A 14,112-nucleotide genomic window follows, 5' to 3' on the forward strand; every position below is an offset into this window, starting at 1 on the left:
CACCAGCTTCTTCGGCCCCTGCGCCGTCCGGATCTCCCGGATCTTGAAGTCCATCGCATCCCCTGAGCTGGGGTGTTGCGACGACCACTAGAACGGAAGGCCCCCGCCGCACGGGGCCTTCGCCGTGTGCCGTCTGTCGCACACGCTCCCGGGACCGGCCCCGTCCCGGTCCTGGACGGGCTCGGTCCTGGACGGGCTCAGTCCTGGACGAGCCCGAGGACGTTGCCGTCGGGGTCGGTGAAGGTGGCCACCAGCCGGCCGCCGCCGACGTCGGAGGCCGGCCGCTGCACCGTGGCGCCGGCGGCGGTCACCTCGGCGAGCTTCGCCTCGATGTCGGGGACGTGCCAGTAGGCCACGGGCGAGGCCATGCTCGGGTCCGGCACCAGGCCGATGTGCTGCCCCGCGACGTCGTAGCCGACGTAGTGGCCCCCGTCGGTCTGCGGCTCGATGCCGAGCAGGGCGGTGTAGACCGGTTTGGCCTTCGCGAGGTCCTTGACGGGATGCAGCACGGTCTTGATCCCCTGGATGGCGGATTCAGCCATGATCACTCCTGGATGTGGGGGGTGTTTCTGGTGCATTTGACGGCAAATCGGACGGAGTGCATCCTATCGGGTCGCCCTGCCTCCAGCCGGTTTCGAGCCGGTTCAAGGACCCCGTTGCCACGCTGTGAGCGCCGTGCATTCAGAAGGGGTATCCATGAAAAAGCTCGCATTGGTCACTGCGGTGGTCGTGACCGGCCTGTCGGTGCCGGCCGTCACCCCCGCGGCGGCTGCCGCGGAGGCCGTCACGCCGTCCGCGGGATCGATCGCCTGGGCGCCGTGTCCCGACACCGACCCGAACCTCGGCGCGTTGCTCAAGGGCCTGGAGTGCGGCTCGGTGGAGGTTCCGCTCGACTACGCCCAGCCCGACGGCCAGAAGATCAAGCTGGCGCTGACCCGCGCCAAGCACACGGTCCCCGACGACCAGTACAAGGGCGTCGTGCTGCTGCACCGCGGCCAGTGGCCGGGCCCGATCAGCCGCGACATGCCGACCCGGTACGCCAAGGGCACGAGCGGGCTGGCGAAGGACGTCGGCCCCACCTACGACTGGATCGGCATGGACCCGCGCGGCGTCGGGGCCAGCGAGCCGTCGATCGTGTGCGGCGCGTCCTACATCAACCCGCTGCTGCCCGACCCCGTGCCGGACACGGCCGCGGACGAGCAGGCGTCGGTGGCCCGGGCCCAGGCGTACGCCAAGAGCTGCGGCGACAAGTACGGCGAAGCGCTCAACCACTTCACCACCAAGGACTCCGCGCGCGACCTCGACCAGATCCGGATCGCGCTGGGCCAGGAGCAGATCAGCTACTACGGCATCGACTGGGGCGCCTACCTCGGCTCGGTCTACGCGTCGATGTACCCGGCCCGGGTGAAGCGCATGGTGCTCGACAGCGTGCCCAGCCCCAGCGGCGTGGGCTACCAGAACCAGATGGCCAAGAACTTCATGTCCGAGCACAGCGGCGGGCTCTTCTTCGCCTGGGTCGCCAAGTACGACTCCGTCTACCACCTGGGCACGACCGCTGACGAGGTCGAGGAGAAGTACTACGACGCCCTGGACACCCTCCGTGCGGCGCCCGTCGACGGCAAGATCGGACCCGGCGAGTGGACGAACGTCTTCGAGCAGGTCGTCTACCGCAGCTGGACCTGGGTGAGCCGCGCGAAGATATTCTCCGACTTCGTGGTGCGCGGTGACGCGACGGCCCTGCGGGCCGACTCCCCGACCCCGGGCTACCCGCAGCAGAACCGCGTCGCGATGACCAGCGCGGTCAACTGCACCGAAGGCCCGTGGCCGAAGAACTGGAACGTGTGGAGCGCCACCCTGGGGGGCCAGTACGCCGCCGGGAACCACCTCCTCACCTGGAGCAACGCCTGGTACAGCGCGCCCTGCGCCTTCTGGCCGGCGCAGTCCCAGGGGACGGCGCACGTCGGCAACGGCAGCGTCAACATCCTGCTGGTGCAGCCGCAGTACGACCCCTCGCACGGGATGTTCGGCGCCCTCGACATGCGCGTCCGGTTCCCCAACTCCCGTCTCATCGTCGAGCTGGGCGGCCACAACCTCGGCTCGACGCTGACGGCCAACAACAACGCCTGCCTCAACACCTACGCCAGCGACTACTTCCGGGACGGCACCCGGCCCACCTCGTGGTGGGGCATCGACGCCACCTGCCAGGCGGCCGCGGACCCGGTACCGCCGACCGCCTGATCCGTCACCGGCCGGGCCCCGCATGATCCTCATGCGGGGCCCGCCGTGTTCCCTCTGCGCGCAGCTGAGGCCGTGCTCCCTCAGCGCGCCGCGGAGGCCGGCCGGGGGGCGTCCACCGGTTCGGCCGGCCGCGCCCGCCACGTCCGCCGGGTGCTCGCGGTCGCGGCGGTGACCACGACCGTGACGGCGGCGACCACGAAGGCCGCGGGCAGCGGGCCCGCGAGGTCGCACAGGGCGCCCATGACGAGGATGGACACCGCCACGCCCGAGGGCAGCAGCGTGGCCCGCAGGGTCACCACGGACGGGAGCTCCTCGTCGGAGGCCGAGGCCAGCAGCCGGTTGTTGTAGTGGACGAACGCCACCTCGAAGAGCACCAGGAACAGCGCGTACAGCACGATCGTCGGCACCGTCCGGCCGACCGCCACCGCCGCCAGCAAGGGCACCATGGGCAGCAGCGCCCAGGTGGTCGAGGGCACGTGCGCGAGGTACCGCTGGGCCGGCAGGGCGGCGAGCGAGCCGGCGAAGATGGCGACCGCCGACACCGCCACGAACACCCCCACCAGGCGGGTCCCGCCGTCCAGCAGGGTGAGCGGAATGACGGTGACGGCCACCGTGTGGAAGCCCTGCCAGAACGCCACCAGGAGGAAGCGGGCGAAGAGCCTGCGCAGCTCGGGGTCCTGCACGCGCAGGCGCGCACCGCCCTTGGCGGGACCCGCGCCGTCCTGGGCGTCGGCCGTGGCCCTCCCGGGGGCCGACGGCAGGGCCCAGGCGAGGAGCGCCGACAGCGCCAGCGTGACCGCGTTCACCGCGATCAGGCCCCGCAGCGACAGGACCGACGCGGCCGGCCCCGCCAGTGCCGCCCCGACGCTGACACCGGTCAACTTGCAGATCTCGGCGATGGTGTTGGCCTGGTCAAGCCGTTCTGGGGCGACTATGTTGCGCAGTACGACCGAGGTGGCCGAGCGGGTGACCGACTCGAAGAAACCGCGGGCGACCACGAGCGTGGTGGCGACCGCGAGGAGCGCCCGGTCGGGCGCCACGAGCGCCGCCAGGGTCACCACCAGGCTCGCAGCCTCGGCCAGCCGGACGAGGCGTTCCGGGGCGCGCTTGCTGAGCAGCCGGTTGAGCGGAGCGGCCAGCAGCAGCGCGGGCAGCCACGGCGCGCTGAGCACGGCTCCGGCGAGCAGTCCCGACCCGGTGGTCGACCCCACGTGCGTGGACAGGGCGACGAGGACAAGGAAATTGCCGCACGTGTTGACGAACAGCAATACGGGCGTGAAATGCGGCGAGCGAACCCTCGCGAAAACAGATGTCATCAGCTCTTCCTCCAGGGTCGGAGGATGGCAGAGCTGAACGGATTTCGGCGAGCGGTGGGCCTGTCTATGTTGAACTCATGACAGCAGCCAATCAGAGCAACCCGTGCATCGTGATGGTCGACGCCTACGCCGCGGCCCGCTCGCTCGTCCTGGAATTCCTGAAGCAGGGGTGTTCCGTCGTCCGCGTGCAGAGCACGCGCGAAGTGCCGTTCGTGTACCTTACGGCGCCGCACGTCCCGGACGACTTCATTGCCGACATCATCCACGAGGGAGATCTGGCGGCCACTGCCGACGCCGTCGCGGCGTTCTCCCCGATCGCGGTGATCTCGGGCGGCGAGGTCGGGGTGGAGCTCGCGGACCTGCTCGCGGAGCGGCTCGACCTGCCCGGCAACGGCACCGCCCTCAGCGCCGCGCGGCGCGACAAGCACCTCATGGTCGAGACCGTGCGCGCCGCCGGGCTGCGCGCGGCCCGCCAGCTGTGGGCCACCGATGCGGACGAGCTCGCCGCCTGGCACCGCGAGCTCGGCGGCCGCGTCGTCCTCAAGCCGCCGCGGAGCGCCGGCAGCCAGGGGGTCTCCTTCTGCGACTCCCCGGAGGAGTCCGTCGCCGCGTTCCTGTCGCTCGCCCCCGCCGACGACGTCTTCTCCCAGCCCAACAACGGGGCCGTGGCGCAGGAGTACCTCGCGGGCACCGAGTACATGGTGAACACCGTCAGCCGCGACGGCCGCCACCAGCTGTGCGACGTCTGGCGGACCACCCGCGTCAGCGCCAACGGCGTCGTCGACCTCTGCGACGCCCTCCTGCTGATCGACTCGGGGGAGCGGGTCGTGGACTCCCTCAGGGAGTACGCGTTCCAGGTCCTGGACGCCCTCGGCATCCGGCACGGCCCGGCGCACGTGGAGATCCGGATGACCCCCGCCGGGCCGTGCCTGGTGGAGGTCGGTGCCCGGATAGCCGGCGGCGGCATCCCGGCCAGTGCCAGCCTCGGCATCGGCGAGTCGCAGCTGGAGTGGACGGTCGAGGCGTACCTGCGTCCCGAGCGGTTCCACGCCCGCGTCGGAACCCCGTACGAGGTGCGCAGGTACTGCGCGATCGTCGGCATGGTCTCGCCGGTGGAGGGCGTGCTCAGCGAGTACCGGGGCATCGAGGAGATCGAGCGGCTGGAGAGCTTCCGCACCCTGGCGACCCTGGTGAAGCCCGGTCAGGAGGTCCGCCGGACGGTCGACGACCTCACCTACCCGGTCATCGTGACGCTGCTGCACGACCTCGAGGAGGTCGTGCAGCGCGACCTCAACACGATCCGCCACCTCGACGGCACCGGGTTCTACGTCCTCGACCGGGGAGCGGACGACCGGAGCTCAACGTTCGACTGAGGAATCGCCGCGGTCGAACGTCACGCCGCGGCCGCGGCCGGCTCGTACCGCGTCCAGGAAGGGCGCGGCACCTTGTAGACGAAGCTGACGGCGGTACGGGGCTCCGAAGCCGTCGTGTTGGGCGCCGAGCGGTGCACCACCGTGCCGTCGAACATGACGGCCGAACCGGGGTCCAGGGGCACGGCGACCGGTGCGGCCGTGCGGGGCAGGTGCACCTCCGCGATGTGCGGCTCGACCGCCTTGGCCAGCGGCGCCTCGCCCGGCAGACGCTCCCGGTCGCCGCTGTGGGGGAACAGCCCGAGCACGTGGGACCCGGGGATGAACTCGAGGCAGCCGTTGCGCGTGGTCGCCGGCTCGAGCGCGATCCAGATCGTCACGATGCCGAACTCGTCGGAGCTGAAGCCGGGCGGCGCGAAGGCGATGTCCTGGTGCCAGGGCTTGGCGGAGCCCACGACCGGCGGCTTGGCCCACAGGAACGCGTTGACCAGCTCGCCCGGGGCGCCGATGCCCCGCGCCACCGGCCCCTCGGCCAGGCCCAGCGCGCGCTGCACGGCGTCGAACTCCGGGACGTGCTCGTGGATCCGGTCCGCCGACCGGAGCACCCCCTTGAGGGCGCCGGTCCCCTGCTGCCAGGCCGCCCAGCCGCCGACGCCGGGCGCCTCGAGGACGAACTCCCCGCCGGAGGCCGTGCGGTCCGCGGCGAGCTCCTCGATCCGGCCGACGGCACGCCGGAGCCGGGCGAGCGCGTCGCCGGTCGCGAGGCCCGGCAGCCGCGTGAACCCGTTCTCCCGTATGTCTCGGGAAGCGGTGTCAACCATTCTTTCCTCCCTTTCTGAACATCAAGATCGCGATGAACCCTGGCCGAAGGTTATCGAAGAATGCTCTTTTCCGGGTTCACCGTTGCGGTGCCTTACCGGCCCTGCATTAGTGTTTGAGTCGTGAGGCCGGCAGGCCGCACGAACGCCGACTCGAATCACGCGAAGAAGGGGGTGCCAAAATGAGCGACCGTGACTTCATCGAGACCCGTGACGCCAAGCAGGAGTGCTCCAAGTGGTAATCCGCTGAGCAGCGAATTTAGCCGCCCGTACGGAAAGCATTCCGTACGGGCGGCTCGTCGTCCGAGAGAGGTAGAGATGGTAGGTAATCGGGTTTCAGACGTCATCGACATACCCGCCGACATGCTGGTGATCGACGAATCCACCGATGCCCGCTACTGGGCGTCGGTGCAGCGCGTCGTCGACCTGGCCGAGGAGAAGGGCCGGACCGCCGACGGGATACCGCTGCTGGCGGGCCTGGTGGTCGCCCACCCCGAGTGGCCGGTGCGCGCCGGCGCGGTGCGGCTGCTGGCCGCGCACCACGCGGGCGACCCCGCTGCCGACACCGCGGTGGCCGCCGCGACGCACGACACGGTCGACTGGGTCGCGTTCACCGCGCTCAAGGTCATCACGGAGCACCGGATCGCCGCCGCCGTGCCCGACCTCATCCGCATCTCCGGCTGGCCCAGCAACTTCACCCGCCCCGACTGGGCGCGCAAGCCCGTCGGTTGCGGCGCCGCGCTCACCAAGCGCGCCCTGATCGCCATCTTCGGCACCCGCGACCCCGCCGAACTCCGCCGCCTGGAAGACGAGTACTTCACGGACATGCGAGCCCGGGTCGACGCCGTCCGCAAGCGCCCCCGCCGCAACGACGACGTCGTCCTCGTGCCGGCCGGTCCGGCGATCATCGGCGCGGACGAGCAGCCCGACGCGTTCCGCATGGCGCAGGACGACACCACGTTGCGCGCGGTGGACGTGCCCGCCTTCTTCATCGACCGCACCACCGTGACCAACGCCCGCTACCGCGAGTTCCTCGACGAGGTCGGCGACTCCGGCGAGTTCGACCACCCCGACCAGCCGCTCGAGCGGTCGCACCGCCCCGCGCACTGGCACGACCCGCGCTTCAACGCACCCGAGCTCCCGGTCGTGGGCATCGACTGGTACGACGCCCACGCCTTCGCGAAGTGGGCCGGCGGCGCGCTGCCCAGCGAGGTCCAGTGGGAGAAGGCCGCGCGCGGCGTGGACGGCCGCCGCTTCCCCTGGGGCGAGGACTGGGACCCCGAGCGGGTGAACTACGTGGAGCGGTCGTTCGGCCAGGCCGTGGCCGACCTCGACTCCCTCGAAGCGCTCCTCGTCACCATCGAGCAGGGCGAGAACCCCGCCCACCCGGTCCTGGCGGCGGACGCGCTCCCCGCGGGCGCCAGCCCGTACGGCGTCCTGCAGATGTCGGGCAACGTCTGGGAGCTGACCCGGACCAACTTCTACACCGGCGAGGACATGGACCCCTTCTTCAAGGGACGCCACCCGCTGGACTTCATGAACCGCAAGGAAGCCTTCCACGTCCTGCGCGGCGGCACCTTCACCTCGCCGCCGGCCTGCCTGACGACCTTCTACCGCGGCAAGGACCTCATCACCGACCGCCACATGGAGGTCGGCTTCCGCTGCGTGTACGAGGGGACCGACTGATGCGCCTGACCTCGCTCGGCCACGCGGCCGTGCTCATCGAGACGGGGACGGAGCGGATCCTCTTCGACCCGTGGCTCACCCAGCGCCTGGACCGCTTCTGGGAGCACCACCCGCCGCTGCCCGACGACCTGGTCCGCACGGTGCTCGACGAAGGCGTCGACTACGTGGTCCTCAGCCACCACCACTACGACCACCACCACTTCCCCTCCCTGCTCCGCCTGGTCGACGGCGCCGACGTCGACTTCGACGACAGCCCGCGCCAGAGCTCCGAGGTCACCTGCGTCTACCCGGCCGGACCGGTGCCGCCGACGCTGACCGCCTCGGGACTGGGGCACCAGGCGATCTCCTGGACGCTGCGCCGCTTCGGCTTCGAGCGGCTGCGCCCGGTCACGCCGGGCGACACGCTCACCACCCCGGGCGGGACGGTCCTGCGGACGTTCCCCTCGGCCGTGTCGTTCCCCGAGATGAGCGTGCTGGTGCAGACCGCCGACGCGACCGTCATGCTGTGCGGCGACGCGCTGCTGCACGACGACACCGTCGCGGCCTTCGAGCGCGACGACGCGCCGCGGGTCGACGCCGTGTTCGTCCCCGCCCACAGCATCTCGCCTCCCGGCGTGCTCACCGAGCGCCGTGCGCTGACCGACTCCGACGCGGTCCGCGCCCGTGCTGTCTCGAACTTCGACCGGTACATCGCCTCGATCCCGGCGACCGTGACCGTGCCGTCCTCCTTCGGCTGGCGCATCAGCGGTGACGGCGAGCGCGACTACTCCTGGTGCAACCGGACGATGTTCCCGTTCACCCCGGTCCAGGCCCTGCACCGCCTGGACGAGCTGGGCCGCGACGGCCTGCTGTGGGGCCCCGGCCAGGTGATGGAGGTGGCGCACGGCAAGGCCGCCCTGGTCGACGGGCCGGTCGCGCCCGAAGGGTACGACTTCGACGAGGTCTACTCCGCGATCACGCTCGACCCGGACACGCCGGTGCCGCCGTTCGACGCCTCCCTCGACCGGTACGGCCGCCAGACCCGCGGAACCGAGGACCTGCTCCGCGACCTGTTGGACCGGCTCGTGGCGACCGACTACTGGTACCGGGCGCTGGACGACGGCGCCGGACGGCACGTCGTCTCGCTGTACGGGGACGACGGCGCCGAGACCGCCTTCCTGCTCGACCCGGTCGCGGACCGGGTCACCCTGCTGGGCCCCGGCCCGGCCCGCAGCCACGTCACCGGCGCGGAGGGCTGGACCGAGATGGCGGCGAGCACGCTGGAGGCCATGCTCGCCGGCGACCTCCTGATCGGGAGCTCCTACGGCCTGTGGGCGAGCAACGGCCTGCTGCTCTCCGCGGTCTTCCACCACCCGTCGTTCTACGTGCGCCACGTCGAGCGCGCGCTGCAGGAGGCGAGCGAGGCATGAGCGCCCCGGTCGTGCTCGATCACGAGAGCACCTGTCTGCGCGGCAACCCGCTCGGCGACCCCGCACGGCGCCGCATCGAGGTGCACCTGCCGCCCGGGTACGACGGCGTCCGGCGGTTCCCGGTCGTGTACTGGCTGCCCGGGTTCGGCGCCCACCCCAGCCTCGCCGGCAAGGCCCTCGCCTTCGGCGCGTCCGTCGCCGACCGCCTCCGCGAGGCGATGACGGACGGCCGGGTGCCGCCCGCGCTGCTCGTCGTGCCCGACTGCACGACCGCGTACGGCGGCTCGCAGTACATCGACTCCGCCGCCTCCGGCCGGTACGCCGGCTACCTGGCCGAGGTCGTCGCCGAGATCGACCGGCGGTTCGCGACCCGGCCGGAGTCGGCGTGGCGCGCCATCGGGGGCAAGTCCAGCGGCGGCTACGGCGCGCTGATCGCGGGCATGACCTCCGACCTGTTCGGGTCGGTGATCGCCTGCTCGCCCGACGCCGGGTTCGAGCACAGCTACCTGCCGCTGCTGCCCCGTACGCTCGACACCGTCAGGGCCGCCGGCGGCGTCGACGCGCTGCTGGCCCGCCGCGACACCGGACCGCTCGACGTGCCCTTCATGGTCGCCATGAGCATCATCGCGATGGGCATGTGCTACGCCGACGACCCCCGGACCACCGCGTCGGACGCGCTGCCGTGCGACCCCGAGACGGGCGTGTTCCGCGACGAGGTGTGGCAGCGCTGGCTCGCCCACGACCCGGTGCGGCTGCTGCCGGAGTACGCCGACCGGCTCGCCGGACTCGGCCTGCTGCACCTCAGCGTCGGCCAGCGCGACGAGTACGGCATGCACTGGGGCGCCCGCGCGCTGCACGCCGCCCTCGACGCGCACCGGGTCCCGCACCTCTACCGCGAGCACGACGGCGGGCACGCGGGAATCGAGTACGTCTACGCCGAGGCTCTGGCGGAGCTCTGGAAGGTGTGGCGGGAACCGGAAGGTGACGCATGTGCGGCATAGCGGGCTTCATCAGCTTCGAGGGGCGGCGCGATCCCGGCTGGCTGGACGCGCTGGGCCGGACCATGACCGACGCCATGGCGCACCGCGGCGAGGCGGCCAACGCCCCGTACGTCTCGCCCTGCGGCACCGTCATGCTGTGCGCGACGCGGCTGGCGGTGCGCGACCGCAGCCACGCCGGCGACCAGCCGATGACCGACCCCAGCGGGCGGATCGTCCTGGTGCACAACGGCGAGGTCTACGGCTCCCGTTCGGCGGCCCCTCCGCTGTGGCCCCGCCGCACCACGTGTGACACCGAGTTCGTGCTCCAGCAGGTCTGCCGCGAGCCCGACCCGGCCGCCGCGCTCAAGCCGCTGGACGGCATGTTCGCGCTCGCCTGGCACGACACCTGGACCGGGCGCGTGGTGCTGGCCCGCGACCACTTCGGCGTCAAGCCGCTGTTCTACGCCCGCGTCGAGGGCGGACTGGTCTTCGCCTCGGAGCAGGGGGTGCTGCTCAGCACCGGCCTGATCACTCCCGAGGTGGACCGCGAGGAGTACCTGCTGCGCTCGTGGATCCGCATGGACGCGGCGGACGACCGCACCTGGCTGCGCGGCATCGAGACCCTGCCGCCCGCCCGGTACCTCGCCATCGACCGGCCCCGCACGACCACGCACCGCTACTGGCACCCCGTGGCCGTGGACGACCCGATCGGGCCCGAGGAGATCCGGGCCGCCTTCGACCGGGCGATCGAGCAGCGGTCCGTCTCCGACCTGCCCCGCGCGGCGGTCCTCAGCGGCGGCGTCGACAGCACGGCGGTGGTCGCGGGCCTGACGAAGCTGGGACTGCCGGTCGACGGGTACGTCCTGCGCTACGAGGACGGCATCGGCGGCTCGGGCGACGACGTGGCGCACGCCACCGAGGCCGCCGAGCACCTGGGCGTCCCGCTGACCGTCCTCGACCTCGACCGCAACGCCGCCGCCGACCTGCTGCCGGTCCTGCCCACCCGGCTGATGCGGCCGCTGCTGCACGGCGCCGAGCTGTCGATGCACCACCTCTACCGGTCCATCGCCGCCGACGGGAAGGTCGTCGTCTACTCGGGGCACGGAGCCGACGAGTTCTGGGGGTACCAGGCCGGCCGCTACTTCCCCGTGGTCGACCCGTACGCGCCCACCTTCATCCACGGGCGCCACTACCTGACGCACAGTCTCCACGCCGAGGAGCGCCCGGTCTGGGCCCGGCTCGTCCGGTGGATGGCGCAGGAGCTCGACGTCGACATGAAGACGGTGACCGACCAGGTGTGGGAACGCACCATGGCCGAGTACCGGGCGCTCAAGACGGCCTCGCCGCTCAAACGCGGCCGCCACCACCTGATGCGGCGCTTCCTGGTCTACGTCAACGACATGGTGGACGTCACCTCGTCGACCTTCACCCTGGAGGACCGCCCCGTCTTCCAGGACGTCACCCTCGCCGAGCTGTCCTTCCGCTGCCCCGAGCACCTGAAGGACACCAACGAGCCGGGCACCCACAAGGGGCTGCTGAAGGCCGCACTCGGCGACCTGCTGCCCGAATCCGTGCGGCAGCGCAGCAAGCAGGGCTTCCCCACTCCCACCGACCCCGGCTACGTCCGCCAGCTGAGCGGCCTGGCCGACGAGTTCGGCACGCCCTTCGGACTGCCGCGGGTGCCGGACGGGCTCCGCGACGAGCTGGGCGTCGGCGAGTGGATGTTCCTGGCCTCAAGCTCCGCCTGGCTCGACCACCTCGCGGAGCTCCGAAACCACCCGAGGAGTCACGGTGAGCAGTCCCGTCCCCCACTGGCGCTGGCACATCCTGGACAGCGCGGCCGCTCTTGACCCGGTACCGGCGCAGATCACCGAGGAGGTCGCCCAGGACTGGTGCAACTTCGTGGTGTGGCGGCCGTCCGAACTGCCCGCCGGCTGCGACAGCAGCACCGGCACGATCCGCCGCGAGGCGCCCCCCGGTCGGGTCGACGCCGAGGGCCGCAGCCCGTGGAGCGACGCCAACCCGTCCGGCTACCGCACCGAGATCTCCGGCGGCGGACGCCGGCTGCGGCTGAAGCAGTTCCTCTACGACTGGGCCTTCCCCGCGGCCGACCACCCGTGCCTGTGGGGCGGCGAGACCCGGGCGCACGAGATCGGCGAGGGCCGGGTCGTCTGGCTCGGCACGGACTACATGGGCCACCGGGCCGCCAGCGCCCGGATGGCGCGCACCACGGTCGAGCTCTCGGTGCTGGAAGGCGAATTCACCGACGACGAGCTCGTCGCGCTCTTCGCCGCGCTGCGGCCGGCCGTGCCGCAGGCGGTGTCCCGGGTGCTGGCCACCCCCTTCGCCGAGCTGAGCTACTGGGCCCGGCAGCCCGCGGAGATGGTCTCGGTGCCCACCGGTGTCTTCTCCTTCCACCGGCGCGATCGGGAGCACGAGGGCGACTGGGTCGCGTCCGGGGAGCTCACCGCCTTCCTCACCGGGCAGGGCGTGCCGGTGTCGGTCGGGGACTTCCGCGCCGACAGCGCCGCGACGTTCGGCGACGGCGCCGCCGTCCGCGAGCTGGACGTCGTCTACGCCTCCGCGTCCGGCGGTGAGGTGCGCCTGACGGCGCAGCGCACCGGAGGCGGACGCCTGGTGTTCCCGCCGGAGCGGGACAAGCACCCCGCCACCGCCGAGCTCCTCGACCTCGGCGGCCGCCCCCTGCACCTGGGCTACACGGACGCCCGCTTCGGCGCCTGCGACGCCTGGTGGCAGCACCCCGACGGGTACGAGCTCAGGCTGCTGGGCAGTTCGGGCGCGGGACTGGGGCGGGACGCCTTCGTCGCCCTGGTCGCCGAGATCGACGCCGGGCTGCGACTGGGCGGCCGTGCCGGGACGCTGGGATGACCGCGGTGGGACGCGCGGTCCTCGACCCCGCCACCGGGCGCGCCGTCGACCACGTACCGGACACGTCCGGGCCCGGCGTCGCCGATGCCGTGGCCCGGGCGGCGTCGGCGTTCCACGACGGCTGGGCCGACACCTCCCCGACCCACCGCTCCGGCCACCTGCGCGAGCTCGCTGCCCTGCTGCGGGAGGAACGCGAAGCCTTCGCGGCCCTGGAGCAGCGCAACACGGGCAAGCCCACGGCCCGCGCCGTCGGCGAGGTCGAGTTCGCCGCCCAGGCCGTCGACTGGTTCGCGGCGGCGGCCCGGTACCCGGTGGGCGAGACGTATCCGGCCGGCCCCGGCACGCGCACGTACACCGACCGCGTGCCGGTCGGGGTGTGCGCGGCGATCGCCCCGAACAACTACCCGCTCCTGCTGGCCGTGTGGAAGATCGCCGCGGCCCTCGCGTACGGCAACACCATGGTCGTCAAGCCGGCGCCCGAGACACCGCTGTCGACCCGCCGGCTGGTCGAGCGCGCCGCCGAGGTGCTCCCCGACGGCGTGCTCACCGCGGTCTACGGCGGAGCCGACACCGGCCGGCTGCTGTGCGACCACCCGGCCGTCGGCATGGTCTCCTTCACCGGCTCGACGGCGGCGGGGCGCGAGGTCGCGCGACGCTGCGCGGACGGCCTCAAGCCCGTCTCGCTGGAGCTCGGCGGCAAGAGCCCCGTGGTCGTCTTCCGCGACGCCGACCTCGACGAGGCCGCGCGCGCGGTCGTCACGGCCTTCACCGGCAACACCGGCCAGGTGTGCGTGGCCGGGACGCGCCTGATCGTCGACCGGGCCGTGCACGCCGAGTTCGTCGGCCGCGTGGCCGAACTGGCCGCCGGCCTCCGCGTCGGCCTGCCCGAGGACCCCGCCACCGACCTCGGCCCGCTCATCAGCCGGGCGGCCGTCGACCGCGCGGCCGAGATGGTCGCCGAGGCGGAGGTCCGGGGGGCGAAGGTCATCGTGCCGCCGGGCCGTGCCGGGCTCCGCCACGAACTCGGCGACGGCTTCTTCGTCAACCCGGTCGTCCTGGACGGCCCGCCGTACGACAGCCGCGCCTGGCGCGAGGAGATCTTCGCCCCCGTGCTGTCGGTGGCGGCGTTCGACACCGACGCCGAGGCCCTGGCGCTCGCCCACGACACGGCGTACGGCCTGTCGGCGTCCGTGTGGACCTCCGACGCCCACCGGGCCGAGCACTTCGGCCGGGCCCTGCGCGCCGGCATGGTGTGGGTCAACACCTGGGGCGACACCGAGGAGACGGTCAGCGTCTCGGGTCTCGGCCAGTCCGGATACGGGCGCGAACTGGGCATCCACGCGGTGGAGGGCTACACCAGGCCCCGCGCCGTCTGGGTGGCCCACCGGGCGCGGGGGTAGGCCGCG

The 14,112-nt window shown here is 72.4% G+C and carries 11 protein-coding genes; 8 read left to right on the forward strand and 3 right to left on the reverse strand.

Annotation, left to right across the window (positions count from 1 at the left end; translation table 11 throughout):
* Nucleotides 1-197: 197 nt before the first annotated feature.
* Entirely contained in the window at nucleotides 198-542 is a 345-nt protein-coding gene (locus tag IF43_RS0131695; RefSeq protein ID WP_030208817.1) for a VOC family protein, read from the reverse strand.
* A 154-nt stretch (nucleotides 543-696) separates the two neighbouring features.
* On the opposite strand from IF43_RS0131695, the gene IF43_RS0131700 reads away from it, so the two are divergent.
* On the forward strand, nucleotides 697-2,238 hold the full coding sequence (locus tag IF43_RS0131700; RefSeq protein ID WP_030208832.1) for an alpha/beta fold hydrolase: 1,542 nt from the start codon (nucleotides 697-699) through the stop codon (nucleotides 2,236-2,238).
* An 80-nt stretch (nucleotides 2,239-2,318) separates the two neighbouring features.
* Here IF43_RS0131700 and IF43_RS0131705 read toward each other — a convergent pair whose 3' ends face one another.
* Complete coding sequence (locus IF43_RS0131705; RefSeq protein ID WP_078910610.1) at nucleotides 2,319-3,554, reverse strand: MFS transporter; 1,236 nt, start codon at nucleotides 3,552-3,554, stop codon at nucleotides 2,319-2,321.
* Nucleotides 3,555-3,631: 77 nt separating this feature from the next.
* Between IF43_RS0131705 and IF43_RS0131710 the strand changes: the two genes are divergently transcribed.
* The gene (locus IF43_RS0131710) at nucleotides 3,632-4,927 is read left to right on the forward strand and encodes an ATP-grasp domain-containing protein (RefSeq protein ID WP_030208841.1); all 1,296 of its coding nucleotides are present in this window, start codon (nucleotides 3,632-3,634) and stop codon (nucleotides 4,925-4,927) included.
* Nucleotides 4,928-4,947: 20 nt separating this feature from the next.
* Here the strand turns inward: IF43_RS0131710 and IF43_RS38470 are convergent, their stop codons facing one another.
* Complete coding sequence (locus IF43_RS38470) at nucleotides 4,948-5,745, reverse strand: phytanoyl-CoA dioxygenase family protein (RefSeq protein ID WP_051796560.1); 798 nt, start codon at nucleotides 5,743-5,745, stop codon at nucleotides 4,948-4,950.
* Between the two features lie 360 nt (nucleotides 5,746-6,105).
* On the opposite strand from IF43_RS38470, the gene IF43_RS0131720 reads away from it, so the two are divergent.
* Genes IF43_RS0131720 through IF43_RS0131745 form a run of 6 tightly spaced genes read left to right on the forward strand, consistent with a single transcriptional unit; the run spans nucleotide 6,106 to nucleotide 14,106 of the window.
* Nucleotides 6,106-7,428, forward strand: a complete 1,323-nt coding sequence (locus IF43_RS0131720) for an SUMF1/EgtB/PvdO family nonheme iron enzyme (protein ID WP_030208850.1) — start codon at nucleotides 6,106-6,108, stop codon at nucleotides 7,426-7,428.
* Nucleotides 7,428-8,837 carry an MBL fold metallo-hydrolase gene (locus IF43_RS0131725; RefSeq protein WP_030208852.1) on the forward strand — a complete coding sequence of 470 codons (1,410 nt, stop codon included), beginning with the start codon at nucleotides 7,428-7,430 and terminating at the stop codon, nucleotides 8,835-8,837. The genes IF43_RS0131720 and IF43_RS0131725 overlap by 1 nt, the downstream gene beginning before the upstream one ends.
* Nucleotides 8,834-9,838: an alpha/beta hydrolase-fold protein gene (locus IF43_RS0131730; protein ID WP_030208855.1), complete on the forward strand. Its 1,005-nt coding sequence runs from the start codon at nucleotides 8,834-8,836 to the stop codon at nucleotides 9,836-9,838. The genes IF43_RS0131725 and IF43_RS0131730 overlap by 4 nt, the downstream gene beginning before the upstream one ends.
* Nucleotides 9,826-11,667, forward strand: coding sequence for an asparagine synthetase B (locus IF43_RS0131735; protein ID WP_030208859.1), 1,842 nt, complete (start codon nucleotides 9,826-9,828; stop codon nucleotides 11,665-11,667). The genes IF43_RS0131730 and IF43_RS0131735 overlap by 13 nt, the downstream gene beginning before the upstream one ends.
* The gene (locus IF43_RS0131740; protein WP_030208863.1) at nucleotides 11,609-12,706 is read left to right on the forward strand and encodes a hypothetical protein; all 1,098 of its coding nucleotides are present in this window, start codon (nucleotides 11,609-11,611) and stop codon (nucleotides 12,704-12,706) included. Before IF43_RS0131735 ends, IF43_RS0131740 begins: the two co-directional genes overlap by 59 nt.
* Complete coding sequence (locus tag IF43_RS0131745; protein WP_037890916.1) at nucleotides 12,703-14,106, forward strand: aldehyde dehydrogenase; 1,404 nt, start codon at nucleotides 12,703-12,705, stop codon at nucleotides 14,104-14,106. The genes IF43_RS0131740 and IF43_RS0131745 overlap by 4 nt, the downstream gene beginning before the upstream one ends.
* Nucleotides 14,107-14,112: the final 6 nt, after the last annotated feature.

It is taken from the genome of Streptomyces sp. NRRL S-87, assembly GCF_000719335.1.
In the GTDB taxonomy this organism is placed as follows: Bacteria; Actinomycetota; Actinomycetes; order Streptomycetales; family Streptomycetaceae; genus Streptomyces.

Coding starts and splice junctions, on each gene's coding strand:
- IF43_RS0131700 (WP_030208832.1), top strand. CDS start 697: ATGAAAAAGCTCGCATTGGTCACTGCGGTGGTCGTGACCGGCCTGTCG.
- IF43_RS38470 (WP_051796560.1), bottom strand. CDS start 5,745: ATGGTTGACACCGCTTCCCGAGACATACGGGAGAACGGGTTCACGCGG.
- IF43_RS0131705 (WP_078910610.1), bottom strand. CDS start 3,554: ATGACATCTGTTTTCGCGAGGGTTCGCTCGCCGCATTTCACGCCCGTA.
- IF43_RS0131710 (WP_030208841.1), top strand. CDS start 3,632: ATGACAGCAGCCAATCAGAGCAACCCGTGCATCGTGATGGTCGACGCC.
- IF43_RS0131725 (WP_030208852.1), top strand. CDS start 7,428: ATGCGCCTGACCTCGCTCGGCCACGCGGCCGTGCTCATCGAGACGGGG.
- IF43_RS0131735 (WP_030208859.1), top strand. CDS start 9,826: ATGTGCGGCATAGCGGGCTTCATCAGCTTCGAGGGGCGGCGCGATCCC.
- IF43_RS0131730 (WP_030208855.1), top strand. CDS start 8,834: ATGAGCGCCCCGGTCGTGCTCGATCACGAGAGCACCTGTCTGCGCGGC.
- IF43_RS0131695 (WP_030208817.1), bottom strand. CDS start 542: ATGGCTGAATCCGCCATCCAGGGGATCAAGACCGTGCTGCATCCCGTC.
- IF43_RS0131745 (WP_037890916.1), top strand. CDS start 12,703: ATGACCGCGGTGGGACGCGCGGTCCTCGACCCCGCCACCGGGCGCGCC.
- IF43_RS0131720 (WP_030208850.1), top strand. CDS start 6,106: ATGCTGGTGATCGACGAATCCACCGATGCCCGCTACTGGGCGTCGGTG.